This is a genomic window from Embleya sp. NPDC056575, from assembly GCF_042793325.1.
In the GTDB taxonomy this organism is placed as follows: Bacteria; Actinomycetota; Actinomycetes; order Streptomycetales; family Streptomycetaceae; genus Embleya.
The window spans coordinates 1-16,820 of sequence record NZ_JBHTVA010000008.1 but is presented as its reverse complement, the minus strand read 5'-3'; the positions used below and the strand labels follow the sequence as shown (position 1 = coordinate 16,820).

Below are 16,820 nucleotides of genomic sequence, written 5' to 3'. Positions count from 1 at the left end.
TTTTTCGACTGTGGCCACTGAAGGGGCATGACATGAGCGAGACCATCGGGACCCTGACCCTGCCGGTTCTTCCGCTGGACGACGTCGTCGTCCTCCCCGGCATGGTGGTCCCGCTCGAACTCGACGACGCGGAGACCCGTGCCGCCGTGGATGCCGCGCGGGCCGCCGCGGGGCGGTCCACCGGGCCCGGCGTCCGTAGTGAGAGCAAGGCGCGGGTGCTGCTTGTTCCGCGTGACGACGGGCAGTACCCGGCGGTGGGCACGCTCGGTGTGATCGAGCAGGTCGGCCGGCTGCCCGGGGGTGAGTCGGTCGTGGTGGTGCGCGGCGAGGGCCGGGTGCGGATCGGCAGCGGTACCACCGGCCCCGGCGCGGCGCTGTGGGTCGAGGCGACCCGGGTGCCCGACGTCGAGGCCGACGAGCGCACCCTGGAGCTGGCCCGGGAGTACAAGGCCCTGGTCACCACCGTGCTCGGCAAGCGCGGCGCGTGGCAGGTGGTGGACCACGTCCAGGCTCTGGAGGACGCCGGCGACCTGGCGGACAACTCCGGCTACGCCCCCTACCTGAGCCTGCAGCAGAAGATCGAGGTGCTCCAGACGATCGACGTCCAGGAGCGGCTGACCAAGGTGGTCGGCTGGACCCGGGACCACCTCGCCGAGCTGGACGTGGCCGAGACGATCCGCAAGGACGTCCAGGAGGGCATGGACAAGCAGCAGCGCGAGTTCCTGCTCAAGCAGCAGTTGGCCGCGGTGCGCAAGGAGCTGAACGAGCTCAACGGCACCCCGGACAGCGAGGAGGAGGACTACCGGGCGCGGGTCGAGGCCGCGAACCTGCCGGAGAAGGTCCTGGAGGCCGCGCTCAAGGAGGTCGACAAGCTGGAGCACGCCTCCGACGCGTCGCCCGAGGGCGGCTGGATCCGGACCTGGCTGGACACGGTCCTGGAGATTCCCTGGAACGAGCGCGGCGAGGACGCGTACGACGTCGCCGAGGCGCGCGCGATCCTGGACGCGGACCACTCCGGTCTCGACGACGTCAAGGAGCGCATCGTCGAATACCTGGCGGTCCGCAAGCGCCGCGAGGAGCGCGGTCTGGGCGTGGTCGGCGGCCGGCGCTCCGGCGCGGTGCTCGCCCTGGTCGGCCCGCCCGGAGTCGGCAAGACCTCGCTCGGCGAGTCGGTGGCCCGCGCGATGGGCCGCTCGTTCGTCCGGGTCGCCCTCGGTGGCGTTCGCGACGAGGCCGAGATCCGCGGCCACCGCCGCACCTACGTCGGCGCGCTGCCGGGCCGGATCGTCCGGGCGATCAAGGAGGCGGGCACCATGAACCCCGTCGTCCTGCTCGACGAGATCGACAAGGTCGGCTCGGACTACCGGGGCGACCCGACCGCGGCCCTGCTCGAAGTGCTCGACCCGGCCCAGAACCACACCTTCCGCGACCACTACCTGGAGGTCGAACTCGACCTGTCCGACGTGGTGTTCCTGGCCACCGCCAACGTCCTGGAGACCATCCCCGAGCCGCTGCTCGACCGCATGGAGCTGGTGCGCCTGGACGGCTACACCGAGGACGAGAAGGTCGTCATCGCCCGGGACCACCTGATCAAGCGTCAGTTGGACAAGGCGGGCCTGGACGCCACCGAGGTGTCCTTCACCGAGGACGCGCTGCGGCTGCTCGCGGGCGAGTACACCCGCGAGGCGGGCGTACGCACCCTGGAGCGTTCGATCGCCCGCGTGCTGCGCAAGGTCGCGGCGCGGCAGGCGCTCGACGCCGCCTCGCACCCGCTGCCGATCACGGTGGACGCGGGCGACCTGCGCGACTACCTCGGCCGGCCCCGGCACACCCCGGAGTCGCTGCTGAGCAAGGCCGAACAGCGCACGGCGGTGCCGGGCGTGGCCACCGGCCTGGCGGTCACCGGCGCGGGCGGCGACGTGCTCTACATCGAGGCCTCGCTCGCGGACGCCGAGACCGGCGGCACCGGATTGACCCTGACCGGCCAACTCGGCGACGTGATGAAGGAGTCGGCCCAGATCGCGCTGTCCTACCTGCGCTCGCGCGGGGCGGAGCTGGAGGTGCCGGTGGGCGACCTCAAGGACCGCGGCGTGCACATCCACGTCCCGGCCGGAGCGGTCCCCAAGGACGGCCCGAGCGCCGGTGTCACGATGACCACCGCGCTGGTGTCGCTGCTGACGGGGCGGCCGGTCCGCTCCGACGTGGCGATGACCGGTGAGGTCTCGCTCACCGGCCGGGTGTTGCCGATCGGCGGCGTGAAGCAGAAGCTGCTCGCCGCGGAACGCGCCGGTGTGACCACGGTGTTGATCCCCAAGCGCAACGAGGCCGACCTGGACGACGTGCCCGAGGAGATCCTGAGCCGGCTCACGGTCCACGCGGTCGCCGACGTCCGCGAGGTCCTGCACCTGGCCCTCGAACCCGCCGACAGCCGGCACGCCGTGGCCGCCTGACCCCGGCGATTTCCCGACAACCCACCGCGCGGGCCGCCCGAAGGGGCGGCTCGCGCGGCGCCTTTGGGCCACACGAGCCACGGGCCGGTCGGGATCGGCAGGCGGGTCGCGCCACTTGAGTACACCTACTCATGTGCGCGACACCCGTCCGGCCCAAGACTGTCGTCATGACTTCGCCGCTGCGCACCAACAACACCCAAGGGTTCTTCGTCCAGGCCGCACTGTCCTTCGGGGTGTCCGTGAGCGCGGTTCTGATCGGGATCGTCTATCTCCCGGTCGACCGCTGGATTCGGGCCTTCCTCGGCATCGGCGTGCTCTACGTGGTGACCTCCAGCATCACCCTCGCCAAGGTGGTCCGGGACCGGCAGGAGAGCGAGGCCGTGGTCAACCGGGTCGACCAGGCTCGCCTGGAGAAGCTGCTCACCGACCACGACCTGTTCAAGAACGACCTGGTCTGAACGCGGATCCGAGCACGAATCCGAACGCGGCCCGGTGGTGCCCGAGGCCCCCGGCCCCGACGCACCGCCCGCCGCTACCCGCCCAGTTCCTCGATCGTCTTCAGGATCCGCTTGTCCGACACCGGCTGCGGGGTGCCGAGCGACTGGGCGAAATAGCTCACCCGCAACTCCTCGATCTGCCAGCGCACCGCCGCCACCTCGGCCGGAATCGGTGCACCCTTTGTCTGACGGTCCATCAAGTCCCGGTATGCCGCCTGGATCTGATGGACCTTCTGCATGCGCTCGCGATCGCGCACCGGGTCCGCCTCCAGCCGCTGCAACCGGCGCTCCATCGCCTGGAGATAGCGGTGCACGTCCGGCAACCGGCGCCACCCCGCCTCGGCCACGAAGCCCTTGTGCACCAGCGCCGTGTACTGCGCCTTCAGGTCGGCCAGCGCCGGGGCCAGCGCCGGACTGCGGGTCGCCTTCAACCGCCCGGCCACCCCGTGCGAGGCGCCCAGGACGCGCTCGACCTTGACCACCGTGTCCTCGGTCAGCCGGGGTAGCCCCGCCTTGACCCGATCGCGCAGCCGGACGAAGCCCGCCTCGTCCCACACCGGCCCGCCCGCGTCGCGGATCAGCATGTCCGCCGCGCACGCGAGGATGTCCTCGAAGAGCGCGTCGATGCCCCCGTGCGGGTTGTGACTGAGCGTCAGCTTGGCCATGTTGGGCAGCCGGCCCTGGATCTGCTTGACCGGCGACTGCACGTTGAGCAACACCAGGCGCCGCGTCCCGTCCCGCATCGCGCGCAGCTGCTCCGGCTCGCTGTCGAACAGCCGCACCGCCACCGAGCCGCCCTCGTCGACCAGCGCCGGATACGCCTTGACCACCAGCGGCCCGCGTCGCTGCTCGACCACGCGCGGCAACTCGCCCAGGTCCCACGTGGTGACGCCGGCGCGCTCGATGTCCAGCGTGCTCGCCGCCTCGGACACCGCCGCCCGCATGCGCTCGCGCAGCTTCAGCTTCAGCGCCTCCAGGTCCTTGCCCTCGGCGAGCACGCGCCGGTCGTCGTCGAGCACCCGGAAGGTCATCCGCAGATGCTCGGGCACCTTCGTGAGGTCCCAGCCCTCCCGCTTGACCGGCATCCCGGCCATCCGGCTCAACTCCCGCTCCAGGCCGTCCACCAGGGAGCCCCTGCGCGGGGTGAGCCGGCCCAGGATCGCCCGCGCGTAGTCCGGCGCCGGCACGAAGCCGCGCCGGATGCCCTTGGGCAGGGACCGGATGTAGGAGGTCACCAACTCCTCGCGCAGCCCCGGGATCTGCCACTCGAAGCCCTCGCCGGAGAGCTGGTTGAGCACCGCGACCGGGATGTGCGCGGTCACCCCGTCGGCGTTGGAGCCGGGCTCGAACTGGTAGGTCAGCGCCAGCTCCAGACCCTCCTCGACCCACGCGTTCGGGTAGTCCTCCTCGGTGATCCCGCCGGCCTTGGCGTTGATCAGCATGGACTTCTCGAAGCTCAGCAGGTCCGGATCGGTGCGATGGGCCTTCTTCCACCACGCGTCGAAGTGCCGCCCGGAGACCACGTCGGCCGGGACCCGCTCGTCGTAGAAGTCGAACAGGGTCTCGTCGTCGACCATGATGTCCCGGCGCCGGGCCCGGTGTTCCAGCTCCTCGACATCGGCGAGCAGCCGCCGGTTGGCCGCGAAGAACCTGTGGTGCGTGCGCCAGTCGCCCTCCACCAGGGCGTGCCGGATGAACAGTTCGCGCGACAGCTCCGGATCGACCTTGCCGTAGCCGACCTTGCGCGCGGCCACGATCGGCACGCCGTAGAGCGTGACCTTTTCGAAGGCCATCACCGCGGCCATCTTCTGTTCCCAGTGCGGCTCGCTGTAGGTGCGCTTGATCAGGTGCCCGGCCAGCGGTTCGATCCACTCCGGCTCGATCCGCCCGGCGATGCGGGCCCACAGCCGGGACGTCTCGACGAGTTCGGCCGCCATCACCCACCGCGGCGGTTTCTTGAACAGCGCCGAGCCGGGGAAGACCGAGAAGCGGGTGCCGCGCGCGCCGCCGTACTCGCGCTTGGCCGGGTCCATCAGGCCGATGTGCGAGAGCAGGCCGGACAGGATCGCGGTGTGGATGTGCTGGGTGTTCGGCTCCTTCGGCTCGCCGGTCGCCTCGATCCCCAGCGACTTGGCGGCGGAGCGCAACTGGCTGTGCAGGTCCTGCCATTCGCGTATGCGCAGATAGTGCAGGAACTCGCTCTTGCACATCTTGCGGAACCGGCTGGAGGACAACTCGTCGCGCTGTGCCCTGATGTAGTTCCACAGGTTGAGATAGGCGAGGAAGTCGGACTCCTTGTCCGCGAACCGCGCGTGCAACTGGTCGGCGTGCTGCTGGTGTTCGGTGGGCCGCTCGCGCGGGTCCTGGATGGACAGCGCGGAGGCGATGATCAGCACCTCGCCGACCACGCCGATGCGGTCCGCCTCCAGGATCATCCGGGCCAGGCGCGGGTCCACCGGCAGCTGGGACAACTTGCGCCCGATCGGGGTCAGCCGCTTGCGCACGTCCGGCTCGTCGGGGTCGAGCGCGCCCAGCTCCTGGAGCAGTTGTACGCCGTCCTTGATGTTGCGCCGATCCGGCGGCTCCACGAACGGGAACGCGGCGATGTCGCCCAGGCCGAGCGCGGTCATCTGCAGGATGACCGAGGCCAGGTTGGTGCGCAGGATCTCCGGATCGGTGAACTCGGGCCGCGACTCGAAGTCCTTCTCGGAGTACAGCCGGATGCAGATGCCGTCGGAGGTGCGCCCGCTGCGGCCCTTGCGCTGATTGGCCGAGGCCTGCGAGACGGCCTCGATCGGCAACCGCTGCACCTTGGTGCGCAGGCTGTAGCGGGAGATGCGCGCGGTGCCCGGGTCGATCACGTACTTGATGCCCGGCACGGTCAGCGAGGTCTCCGCGACGTTGGTCGCGAGCACGATCCGCCGGCCGGTGTGCTGCTGGAAGACCCGATGCTGCTCGGCCGCGGACAGCCGGGCGTACAGGGGCAGCACCTCGGTGTTGCGCAGCTGCCGCTTGTTCAGCGCCTCGGCGGTGTCCCGGATCTCCCGCTCGCCGCTGAGGAAGATCAGGATGTCGCCGGATGCCTCGCCGAGCAGCTCGTCGACCGCGTCGCTGATCGCCTGGACCTGGTCACGGTCGTCGGGTCGGCGCCTGCCGCCGCCCTCCTCGTCGTCCTCGTCCTCGTCGACCTCCGCGACCAGCGGGCGATAGCGCACCTCGACCGGGTAGGTACGGCCGGAGACCTCGATGATCGGCGCGTCGTCGAAGTGCTGCGAGAAGCGCTCGGGGTCGATCGTCGCCGAGGTGATGATCACCTTGAGGTCGGGGCGGCGCGGCAGCAGCTGTTTGAGGTAGCCGAGCAGGAAGTCGATGTTGAGGCTGCGCTCGTGCGCCTCGTCGATGATCAGCGTGTCGTATTGGCGCAGCAGCCGGTCGTTTTGCACCTCGGCGAGCAGGATGCCGTCGGTCATCAGCTTGACCAGGGTGTTGTCGCCGGCCTGGTCGTTGAAGCGGACCTTGTAGCCGACCACGTCGCCGAGTTGTCCGCCCAGCTCCTCGGCGATGCGGTCGCCGACGGTGCGGGCGGCGATCCGGCGCGGCTGGGTGTGGCCGATCAGGCCCTGGACGCCCCGGCCCAGCTCCAGACAGATCTTCGGGATCTGGGTGGTCTTGCCCGAGCCGGTCTCGCCCGCCACGATCACGACCTGGTGGTCGCGGATCGCGGCGAGGATGTCGTCCTTCTTCCGGCTGACCGGCAGCGCCTCGGGGTAGCCGATCGTGGGCACGGCGGCACGCCGGTTCGCGACCCGCGTCTCGGCGGCGTCGAACGCGGCGATCAGGCTCTCGGTCTCGGCGACCCGTTGCGGGCCCTTGCGAGTCTTGCGGGTCCGGTCCAGGCGACGGCGCAGACGGTCCTGATCCCGAAGCATCAGGTGGGGCAGGCGCGCCTGGAGGTCGGCGAGCTGAGATGTGGCTACTGGCGTTCCCATTACGGGGTCAAGGATAAGTGGCACCCCGGGGGCGACGGCCAGTGGATTACTCCCGACGGCGTTTGAGCGCCGTTCCCTCTGTCGGGTCAATTGTTGAACATAGAACTACTTGGTATCCTGATCGTATGGAGACCACCTCGTCGCGGCCCGCCGCGCCGCGCATGCCCGTCGTCTATCTCGGTCACGGGGCGCCGCCGCTCGCGGACGACGCGTTGTGGACCGGCCAGCTGGCCGCGTGGGCCGCCGACCTGCCCCGGCCCACGGCCGTGCTGATGGTGTCCGCGCACTGGGAGGACGCCCCGATCGCGCTGGGCGCCACGCGCACCGTCCCGCTCGTGTACGACTTCGGCGGCTTCCCCGAGCACTACTACCGGGTCGCCTACCCGGCCCCCGGCGCACCCGCGCTGGCGGCGCGGGTGCGGGCGCTGCTCGGGCCGGACGTGCGGGACGCGCCCGAGCGCGGCCTCGACCACGGCGCCTATGTGCCGCTGGTGGAGATGTATCCCGACGCCGACGTGCCCGTCCTGCAGATGTCACTGCCCACGCTCGACCCCGTGGAGCTGTACCGGGTCGGTCGCCGGCTCGCGGAGCTGCGCGACGAGGGGGTGCTGATCGTCGGCAGCGGCTTCTTCACGCACAACCTGCGCGGCCTGGACCCCCGGGCCGAGGCGCCGGTGCCCGGATGGTCCGCCGAGTTCGACCACTGGGGTGACGAGGCGTTTCGCGCGGGTGACCTGGACGCGCTGCTCGACTTCGCGCACAAGGCGCCGGCCGCGCGCCTGGCCCACCCGCGCACCGAGCACCTGGCCCCGCTGTTCGTCTCGCTCGGCGCCGGGCACGAGGACCTGGACACGCTGCGCCAGGTGATCGACGGTTTCTGGTTCGGGTTGTCGAAACGATCGATCCAGCTGGGCTGAGCCGGGCGGGAGCGGCCCGAGGGTGATGGTCGTACGGCGTGCCGTCGTCACAAAGAGGCCATTATCGTAAATAACCGAAACCGCGCCACGGTGCGCCACCGGAGCCGTACCGTAGCGGCATGGCTGCCAGAACCCTGCCGCAAAGCTGCGTGGGCGTGGGCTGCATGCTCGTGCGCGAGCACCTGAACGCCGAACAACACTTCTGGGACGCGAGGTTCTTCCCCTCCGGGGGAGTGCGCGAGGACAGCGGGTTGCTGGTCGCGCTGTTGATGGCCTCGGCGCTGCACCGCATCGCGCGCGGCATGGGCATGTCGGACGGCGATCCCGACGCGGTGATGCGCGTCCCCGTGGTCCCCACACACGCCCTCCTGCGCACCGACCGGGATGCGATCGAGGCCGCCCGAAGCTTCACCAACCCGGCCGAACTCGACGAGTTCCACACCCGCCTGACCCGGTTGTGCCCCGGCCGCGACGCCGTCTGGCCCTCGGTCCGCTGGACCGCCGAAGACCTGCTGCTCGTCTACGCGCACGCCGCCGCGACGCACCGCGTGCTGCCCACCCTCGACCCGACCAGCGCGCTCGCCGACATCGACCCGGGCCTGACGGTGGCGGGACTGTGGGAGGAGTGAGAAAGAGTCCGCCCCCGCCGAGGAATTGCGTGTCCATCTTCGACGTATGAACGAAGGAGAGGCATGACCGAGACCGAGCACGGTGACCCCACTCTCTACCGCACACCGGCGGACGCGATCGCCGCACCGCCGGAGAAACTCGCCTACATCGTCGGCTTCGATCGCACCGAACAGCGCCCCGACGCGTTGTTCACCGTCGACACCGACCCGAATTCCCCGTCCTATGGCCGGGTGTTGAGCCTGGTCGAGGTGAGCGGGACAGGCGACGAACTGCACCACTTCGGCTGGAACGCCTGCTCCAGCGCACTCGCGCACGCCTGCCACGAGCATCCCGAACGGCGCTACCTGCTCGCGCCCGGGCTGCGGTCCTCGCGCCTGCACGTGTTCGACACCCGGCCCGATCCGACCCGCCCGACCCTGCTGAAGACCATCGAGGCCAAGGAACTCGCCGAGCGGGCGGGCTATTCGCGCCCGCATACGCTGCATTGTGGTCCCGGCGGGGTCTTCCTGTCCTGCCTGGGCGGCGCGGGCGGAGCCGACGGCCCCGGCGGTGTCGCCCTGCTCGACCACGACACGTTCGAGGTGCGGCGGGCCTGGGAGAGCGATCGCGGCCCGCAACACTTGGCGTACGACGTGTGGTGGCACCTGAACCACAACGTCGCGATCACCAGCGAGTGGGGCACCCCCTCGATGATCGAGAACGGTGTCGACGCCGAACTGCTGCTCGGCCGGCGCTACGGCCATGCGTTGCACTTTTGGGAACTGGACTCCGGGCGGCATCTTCAGCGGCTGGACCTGGGCGATCAACACCAGATGGTGCTGGAGTTGCGGCCGGCCCACGACCCGCAGGCGACCTGGGGATTCGTCGGTGTCGTGGTGGACGTGACGGATCTGTCGGCGTCGGTGTGGTTGTGGCACCGGGACGGCGACGAGTTCACCGTCCGGAAGGTGATCACGATCCCGGCCGAAGCCGCCGAGCCGGACCGACTCCCGCCGGTGATTCGGCCGTTCGGCGCCGTGCCACCGCTGATCACCGACATCAACCTGTCCGTGGACGACCGCTGGTTGTACATATCGGCCTGGGGGACCGGTGAGTTGATCCAATACGACGTCACCGACCCGTTCCATCCCCGGCGCACCGCGTCCGTCCGGCTCGGCGGCATCGCCGGCCGCGCGCCGCACCCCCGGGCGCCCGAGGTCCCGCTCACCGGCGGGCCGCAGATGGTCGAGATCAGCCGGGACGGACGGCGGGTCTATCTGACCAACTCGCTGTACGGCTCGTGGGACGACCAGTTCTACCCGGACGGCGTCGAGCCGTGGCTGGTCAAGCTCGACGCCGACACCGCGCACGGCGGTCTGTCGCTCGACGAGCGCTTCTTCCCGCACGGCGAGGAGTTCCGCGGCCGGCGGGTGCACCAGACCCGGCTCCAGGGCGGCGACGCCTCGTCCGATTCCTACTGCCACCCGTCGGATCCCCGGTCCTGAACCCGCGTCCCGCCCACCCGGCGCGGGTGGGCGGGCGCTGTTCGTGGCGCCTGCCCCGGAACGCGCACGGCCGCCTCACCGCGCCGGGAACGCCGCCAAGTGCTCGAGGAGCAGCCCGGTCAGGGCCTGCGCGCCGTTCTCCGGGACCCAGTGGTCCACGTCCGCGAGCACCTCGAAGCGGTACGGGCCGACGACCGAGTCGGCGGTGGCCTCGGCGGCGGCGCGGCCGAAGGCCGGATCGCGGTCGCTCCAGACGTACAGGGTCGGAATGTCGATGTCGCCGATGTCGCGCAGGACCTTCGGGTCGATCGCCCGGTACCAGTTCAACGCGCCGGTGAGCGCGCCCGGTTCGCGCAGTACGGCGAGGTAGCGTTCGGCGACCTCGCCGGGCAGCGAGGCGAAGACCTCGCGCAGGTAGGCCGCGTCGTCGGCGAGCAACTTCTCCTCCGCCGCGCCGCGCGTGCGGAACAGCCGGATGTACGAGGACTGTTCCCACTGGCCCGACGCCTCGTCCCGGACCGCCGAGGCCAGCGCGACCGGATGCGGCGTGGAGACCACCGTCAGCGTGTGCAACCGCTCCGGTGCCAGCCCCGCGACCTGCCAGGCCAGCGCGCCGCCCCAGTCGTGCCCGACCAGGTCCACCCGGTCCAGGCCGAGGGTGTCCAGCACGGCCAGCACGTCGCCGACCAACTCGTCTCGCCCGTAGGCCGATTCCTGTGGCGGCCGGGCGCCGGGCGAGTAGCCGCGCTGGTCGAAGGCGATCGCCCGGTGGCCGGCCCGGGCCAGGCCCAGGAGTTGCGCCGTCCAGGAGGCGGAGGTCTGCGGGAAGCCGTGCAGGAACAACACCGGCCGGCCGGCCGCCGGTCCGGCCACGCGGGCGTTGAAGACCCAGCCGCCGGCCGTGATCTCGGCCGCCTCCACGAACGGTTGCGGGGAGTCCGCGCCGACTGATCTGCCCGCCGAGGTGTTCATCCGACCTCCGGATCGCTGTGTCGCGCTGTGCCGGTCTTCCGATCGGCAGCATAGGCGTCTCGGTACGCGAGATTCGCATCCCATGCCCGTCCCGCGCCAGTCCCCCCTCGGCCACATCCGGGCCCGGCCCGCCACGCGCTCGCCGTCGCGCGTTTCTCATCGCACCTTAAGAAACGCCTCATCCGGCTCCCAGGCCGCCCCGACATCGTCCGACCATGAGCCTGACGACACCCACGCGCACCCGGATCGTGGACGTGGTGGTGCCCGTGTACAACGAGGCGCACGTGCTGACCGCGAGCATCCGGCGCCTGCACGCCTACCTCCTGCGCGGATTCCCGTACGCCTTCCGGATCATCGTCGCGGACAACGCCAGCACCGACCGCACCCATGCGGTGGCGTGCGACTTGGCGCGCGAACTGCCGCACGTACGCGTGGTCCACCTGGACCGCAAGGGGCGAGGCCGGGCGCTGCGCAAGGTCTGGACCGAGTCCGACGCCGACGTGGTGGCCTACATGGACGTCGATCTGTCCACCGACCTGGACGCGTTCCTGCCGCTGGTCGCGCCGTTGGTCACCGGACACAGCGATCTGGCGATCGGCACCCGCCTCGCCCGCTCGGCCGACGTGGTGCGCGGGCCGCGCCGGGAGGTGGTTTCCCGGTCGTACAACCTGCTGCTGCGCGGGGTGTTCGCGGCGCGCTTCTCCGACGCCCAGTGCGGCTTCAAGGCCGCCCGCACGGTGGTCGCCCAGGCGCTGCTGCCGCACGTGCAGGACGAGGAGTGGTTCTTCGACACCGAACTCCTGCTGCTGGCCGAGCGCAACGGGCTGCGGATCCACGAGGTGCCGGTGGACTGGGTCGACGATCCGGACAGCCGGGTCGACGTGCTGCACACCGCGATCGACGATCTGCGCGGCATGGCCCGCGTCGCCCGGCGGATCGCGGCCGGCACGTTTCGGGTCCCGGTCCCGGCCCGGGTGCGCGAGGCGCGGCTGCCGACCGGGATGCGCGCCCAGCTCCCGCGCTTCGCGGCGATCGGCGTACTCAGTACGCTGGCCCATCTGTTGCTGTACGTCCTGTTTCGGGACGGCCTGGGTGCGCTCGCCGCGAACGCCCTCGCGCTGACCGTCACCACGATCGCCAACACCGCGGCGAATCGGCGCTTCACGTTCGGGGTACGCGGGCGCGCCGGTGCCTGGCGCCATCAGGCCCAGGGCGGCCTGGCGTTCGTGGTGGGCCTGGGCCTGAGCAGCGCTGTCCTGGCCGGATTGCACGCCGCCGTCGCGGATCCGTCCCGAAGGGTCGAGGTGGCCGTGCTTGTCGGCGCCGGCGTGGTCGCCACCGTCGTGCGCTTTCTGCTGCTGCGGGTCTGGGTCTTTCGACGCCCTCCGGGCGCGACGGTGTCGGATGCACCCGCCTACGCGGCGGCAGCCGGCGCGACAGGCCCGAACGCGGCCACCGCTTCGGTGATTTCCATCACGTCGGCGAGCACGGCCGACAGCACGTCTCGTGAGGAGGACGCATGACCGCCGTGGTGGTTCCGCTGCCGATCCCCGCTCCCGGGGTCGGGGGCACGGTCGATCGCCCCTGGTACGTGCGACTGGTGCGCGGACGCGAGGCGGACGCGCCGTGGGTGCGCCCCGCGCTGCTCGTGCTGCTCGTCGGCACCGGCGTGCTCTACATCTGGGGTCTGGGCGCCTCCGGATGGGCCAACTCGTTCTACGCGGCGGCCGTTCAGGCGGGCACGGAGAGCTGGAAGGCGTTCTTCTTCGGCTCCTCCGACGCGGGCAACTCGATCACCGTCGACAAGACGCCGGCGGCGTTGTGGGTGATGGGCCTGTCCGCCCGGATCTTCGGGGTCAACGCGTGGAGCATCCTGATTCCGCAGGCGCTGGAGGGCGTGGCCACGGTCGGCGTGCTGTATCTGGCGATCCGGCGCCGTTTCCCGGCCTGGGCGGGCCTGTTGGGCGGGGCGGTGCTGGCGCTCACGCCGGTCGCGGCGTTGATGTTCCGGTTCAACAACCCGGACGCGCTGCTTGTGCTGCTGCTCACCGTCGCCGCGTACGCGCTGCTGCGGGCGCAGGAGAGCGGCGCCACCCGCTGGTTGGTTCTGGCCGGGGCGTGTGTGGGGGTCGGGTTCCTGGCCAAGATGCTTCAGGCGTTCCTGGTCGTGCCGGTGCTCGCGGCGGTGTACCTGGTCTCGGCGCCGGTCGGCTTTTGGCGGCGGGTGCGGCAACTGCTCTGGTCGGGGCTGGCGTTGCTGGTCGCGGGTGGGTGGTGGATCGTGATCGTGGAACTGTGGCCGGAATCCTCGCGCCCCTACATCGGCGGCTCGCAGCACAACTCGATCCTCGAACTGACGCTGGGCTACAACGGACTCGGTCGGCTCAACGGCGACGAGACCGGCAGCGTGGGCGGCGGTGGGCCCCGGGGCGGCGGTGGCTGGGGAGCCACCGGCTGGGACCGGATGTTCAACCCCGAAATGGGCGGCCAGATCTCGTGGTTGTTGCCCGCCGCGCTGATTCTTCTGGTGGTGGGCCTGTGGTCGACCCGCAGGGCACCGCGCACCGATCCCGCTCGGGCGGCGATCGTGTTGTGGGGCGGGTGGCTGCTGGGCACCGGGCTGACGTTCAGTTATATGGCGGGCATCTTCCACGCCTACTACACGATCGCCCTCGCACCGGCGATCGCGGCGCTGGTCGCGATGGGCGCGGCGCTGTTGTGGGAGCGGCGCCGGGTGTTGCGGGCGGCGGCGGTCGCGGCGCTCACCGTGGGGGCGAGCGCGTGGTGGTCGTACCACCTGCTGGGCCGTACGCCGGACTGGCATCCGTGGTTGCGGCACACCGTGCTGATCGGCGGAGTCGTCGGCGCGCTGGGTGTGTTCGCCGTCGCGCTCACCGCGTTGCGAGGGCTTGCGCCGGTGGCGGCCGGGGTGTCCACGCTGGCGTTGCTGGCCGGGCCGGCGGGCTATACCTGGGCCACCGTGGCCACCGCGCAGCGCGGGTCGATCCCGAGTGCGGGTCCGGCGGGGGCGGGCTTCGGGCGGGGGTTCCCGGGTGGGCCGGACGGTCCTGGGGGCTTGGGTGGGCCACGGGGCTTTCCGGGTGTGCCGCCCGGTCAGGTGCCGGGGCAGGTGCCGGGTGGTCGGGTGCCCGGCGGGCAACCCGGGGCCGGGGCGCAGGTGTTCCCCGGTGCTCCGGACGGCACCGGTCGTACCCGGGGGCAACGCCCGGGCGCGGGCGACGGCACCACCCCGCAGGACGGCGGGGGCACGGCACGCCGACCCGGCGGCGGCGCGGGCGGCGGCGGCATGGGCGGCCTGCTCAACGGCAGCACACCGGGCAAGGAGGTCGTCGCGACGCTGAAGCGGGACGCCGGCCGCTACACCTGGGTGGCCGCCTCCGTCGGCTCGAACAGCGCCTCCGGCTATCAACTGGCCACCGGCGACCCGGTGATGCCGATCGGCGGCTTCAACGGCAGTGACCCGTCGCCGACCCTGGACGAATTCCGCAAGCTGGTGCGAAACGGCCGGATCCACTACTTCATCGGCGGTGGGCTCGGCGGGATGCGCGGCATGGGCGGCAGCAACACCGCGCAGGAGATCGCGACCTGGGTCGAGCGCACGTTCACCGCGACCACCGTCGACGGCGTCACGCTCTACGACCTGACCGCGCCGGAAAGGAATGTTACCGACGAATCGTCACCAACCGCCTGACGGGTTGTCAATCGACCTGTCGCGTGCGGCAAACGGCGGGCCCGGATGATCCGTAGGATCCCTCCCCGTGACGATCAAGATGCGAAAGGTCGGGGCCGGGTTGATCGGCCTGCTGACGACCTTGGCTGTCGTGGGCGGTTCCGCGCCGTCCGCGATGGCCGACGAGACGAATTCGACCGCGCCGCCACCGAAGGTCGAGTTGATCCTCGACGTGAGCGGCTCGATGAAGGCCAACGACGCCGGCGGGATGACCCGCATCGACGCGGCGAAGAAGGCCTTCAACGAGGTCGTGGACGGCGTTCCGGAACCGGCCGACTTCGGCGTCCGGGTGCTGGGTGCGACCTACCCGGGCAACGACAAGGCCAAGGGGTGTGTCGACACCCAGCAGTTGGCCCCCGTCGGCAGACCCAACAAGGTCGTGATCAAGAACGAGATCGCCAAGCTGCAGCCGACCGGCTGGACGCCGATCGCGCTGTCGCTGCGCGAGGCCGCCAAGGACCTGGGCACCGGCACCGGTACCCGGCGCATCGTGTTGATCACCGACGGCGAGGAGACCTGCGCGCCGCCCGACCCGTGCGACGTGGCCCGCGAGTTGGCCGCCTCCGGCCTCAACCTCGTGGTGGACACCCTCGGTCTGGTGCCCGACGAGAACACCCGCCGGCAGCTGTCCTGCATCGCCGAGGCCACCGGCGGTACGTACACCTCGGTGCTGAACGCCGACGAGCTGTCGCAGAAGGTCCAGCAGATCGTCAAGCGCGCGGTGCGCGAGGTGGACGAGACGCCCGCTCCGGTCAAGGGCAGCCCGAACGGCTGCCAGGACGCCCCGCTGCTCGGCCCCGGGGTGTACAGCGACCGCGAGGAGTTCGGCCAACACCTCTGGTACAAGGTCCCGGTCAAGCCGAACCAGGAGTTGCGGACCACCGCGACGGTCGGCGCCGACCGCAAGGTGGCGCGCGACTACGACGTGACGGTCACCGCGTTCGGCGAGGACGGCCGCGAGCTGGTCGGCAACGCCGGTGCGGGCAACGGCCGTACGGACGTGCAGTCCGCCGGGTTCCGCTACCCGTACAAGACGGACAAGGACCACGCGAAGACGAAGACGGTCTGTCTGGTCGTCACCAACGCGTTCGCCGCGCAGCCGAACGTGGCCACCAAGCCCGGTCTGCCGCTGGAGTTGACGGTGGACCTGGTCAAGGCCACCGACAGCAAGGCGGCGAATGTGCACGGTCTGGGCCGCGGTTGGGTGTTCCTGGGTGTGCTCGCCGGATTCGGCCTGATCTCGGGCCTGTTGGCGGGCTGGCTGCGCCGGGCGTTCAAGGCTCTCGGGAAGGCGATGTCATGACGGCGATCCGTACGATGAGGCGGGCACTCGCGGCGGTCGCCGCGGCGTTCGTCGGGGTGACGTTGTTCGCGGGCGCGGCGGCGGCCGATCAGGACGTGCCGCCGGGGACGACGTTCCTGGCCGCGGGCACGCTCAAGTTGGGTGAGGACGCGCGCTGGTCGGCGTCCGAGGGCGAGTACCTGTACTGGCAGTTCCCGGCCAAGGCGGGCAAGGAGATCCACGCCAAGGTCGATCTCGACCTGGCGTCGGGCAACGCCCGCTCCGGCCCGGTGACCTACCGGATCGAGATATACGACGGCCTGCGTCGGCGCCAGCCGTGCGTCGAGGGCAAGCAGGTCGCCACCGCGCAGAAGGCCGACACCAAGCTCGCGCTCACGTGCGTGCCGAGGGTGGTGCGCGACTGGGCCGAGCCGTGGTCGACCGACCCGCTGCCCGGGATGTACTTCGTCCGGATCGCCGCGATGGACGTGCCCGACCTGGACGCGGGCGCCGCGGTCAAGGTGGCGGTGCGGGTGGACACCAAGGACGGCGACGACCAGGTGCCGACCTCGGACCGCAAGCTGGCCGATCCGCTGGTGCCGATCACCAAGGCCGGCGCGGTGCTCAAGAGCGGGCAGACCGCGGACACCCGGTCGGTCGCGTGGGACCAGGAAGAGGACCACTGGTACCAGTGGGACTGGATGGACGGGCCGAACGCGCGGTGGTTCTGGACGGCGATGGCGACGTTCGTCGCGGTCGTGTTCGGGATCCTGGGCTACCAGCTCACCCGGAAGAAGCGGCACTGGTTCAGCTGATCCCGGCCGTGTTACCGCGTGGCGAACCGCCCC

Annotated in this window: 11 protein-coding genes; 9 read left to right on the top strand and 2 right to left on the bottom strand. The window is 71.0% G+C overall.

The features are described 5' to 3' along the window. The first annotated feature begins 32 nt into the window (after nucleotides 1-32). On the top strand, nucleotides 33-2,450 hold the full coding sequence (lon, locus tag ACFRCG_RS07995; protein ID WP_380029935.1) for an endopeptidase La: 2,418 nt from the start codon (nucleotides 33-35) through the stop codon (nucleotides 2,448-2,450). Nucleotides 2,451-2,617: 167 nt separating this feature from the next. Continuing rightward, nucleotides 2,618-2,908, top strand: a complete 291-nt coding sequence (locus ACFRCG_RS07990; protein WP_078974632.1) for a YiaA/YiaB family inner membrane protein — start codon at nucleotides 2,618-2,620, stop codon at nucleotides 2,906-2,908. Between the two features lie 74 nt (nucleotides 2,909-2,982). On the opposite strand, the gene hrpA is transcribed toward ACFRCG_RS07990, so the two are convergent. Next, nucleotides 2,983-6,936: an ATP-dependent RNA helicase HrpA gene (gene hrpA / locus ACFRCG_RS07985; protein ID WP_380029934.1), complete on the bottom strand. Its 3,954-nt coding sequence runs from the start codon at nucleotides 6,934-6,936 to the stop codon at nucleotides 2,983-2,985. Nucleotides 6,937-7,061: 125 nt separating this feature from the next. On the opposite strand from hrpA, the gene ACFRCG_RS07980 reads away from it, so the two are divergent. The 3 genes from ACFRCG_RS07980 (at nucleotide 7,062) to ACFRCG_RS07970 (ending at nucleotide 9,967) form a co-directional block, all read left to right on the top strand. Continuing rightward, nucleotides 7,062-7,853, top strand: a complete 792-nt coding sequence (locus tag ACFRCG_RS07980) for a dioxygenase (RefSeq protein WP_380029933.1) — start codon at nucleotides 7,062-7,064, stop codon at nucleotides 7,851-7,853. Nucleotides 7,854-7,972: 119 nt separating this feature from the next. Further along, a complete protein-coding gene (locus ACFRCG_RS07975) occupies nucleotides 7,973-8,482 on the top strand; it encodes a hypothetical protein (protein ID WP_380029932.1) in 510 nt (169 codons plus the stop codon). Nucleotides 8,483-8,545: 63 nt separating this feature from the next. Further along, entirely contained in the window at nucleotides 8,546-9,967 is a 1,422-nt protein-coding gene (locus tag ACFRCG_RS07970; protein WP_380029931.1) for a selenium-binding protein SBP56-related protein, read from the top strand. Between the two features lie 75 nt (nucleotides 9,968-10,042). Here ACFRCG_RS07970 and ACFRCG_RS07965 read toward each other — a convergent pair whose 3' ends face one another. Continuing rightward, complete coding sequence (locus tag ACFRCG_RS07965; protein ID WP_380029930.1) at nucleotides 10,043-10,939, bottom strand: alpha/beta fold hydrolase; 897 nt, start codon at nucleotides 10,937-10,939, stop codon at nucleotides 10,043-10,045. A 215-nt stretch (nucleotides 10,940-11,154) separates the two neighbouring features. On the opposite strand from ACFRCG_RS07965, the gene ACFRCG_RS07960 reads away from it, so the two are divergent. The 4 genes from ACFRCG_RS07960 to ACFRCG_RS07945 all read left to right on the top strand — a co-directional run bounded on the left by ACFRCG_RS07960 (nucleotide 11,155) and on the right by ACFRCG_RS07945 (nucleotide 16,787). After that, a complete protein-coding gene (locus ACFRCG_RS07960) occupies nucleotides 11,155-12,462 on the top strand; it encodes a glycosyltransferase (protein ID WP_380029929.1) in 1,308 nt (435 codons plus the stop codon). Continuing rightward, nucleotides 12,459-14,651: an ArnT family glycosyltransferase gene (locus ACFRCG_RS07955; protein WP_380029928.1), complete on the top strand. Its 2,193-nt coding sequence runs from the start codon at nucleotides 12,459-12,461 to the stop codon at nucleotides 14,649-14,651. The genes ACFRCG_RS07960 and ACFRCG_RS07955 overlap by 4 nt, the downstream gene beginning before the upstream one ends. Nucleotides 14,652-14,718: 67 nt before the next feature. After that, the gene (locus tag ACFRCG_RS07950; RefSeq protein ID WP_379996898.1) at nucleotides 14,719-15,993 is read left to right on the top strand and encodes a VWA domain-containing protein; all 1,275 of its coding nucleotides are present in this window, start codon (nucleotides 14,719-14,721) and stop codon (nucleotides 15,991-15,993) included. Then, nucleotides 15,990-16,787: a peptidase gene (locus ACFRCG_RS07945; protein WP_380029927.1), complete on the top strand. Its 798-nt coding sequence runs from the start codon at nucleotides 15,990-15,992 to the stop codon at nucleotides 16,785-16,787. The genes ACFRCG_RS07950 and ACFRCG_RS07945 overlap by 4 nt, the downstream gene beginning before the upstream one ends. Nucleotides 16,788-16,820: the final 33 nt, after the last annotated feature.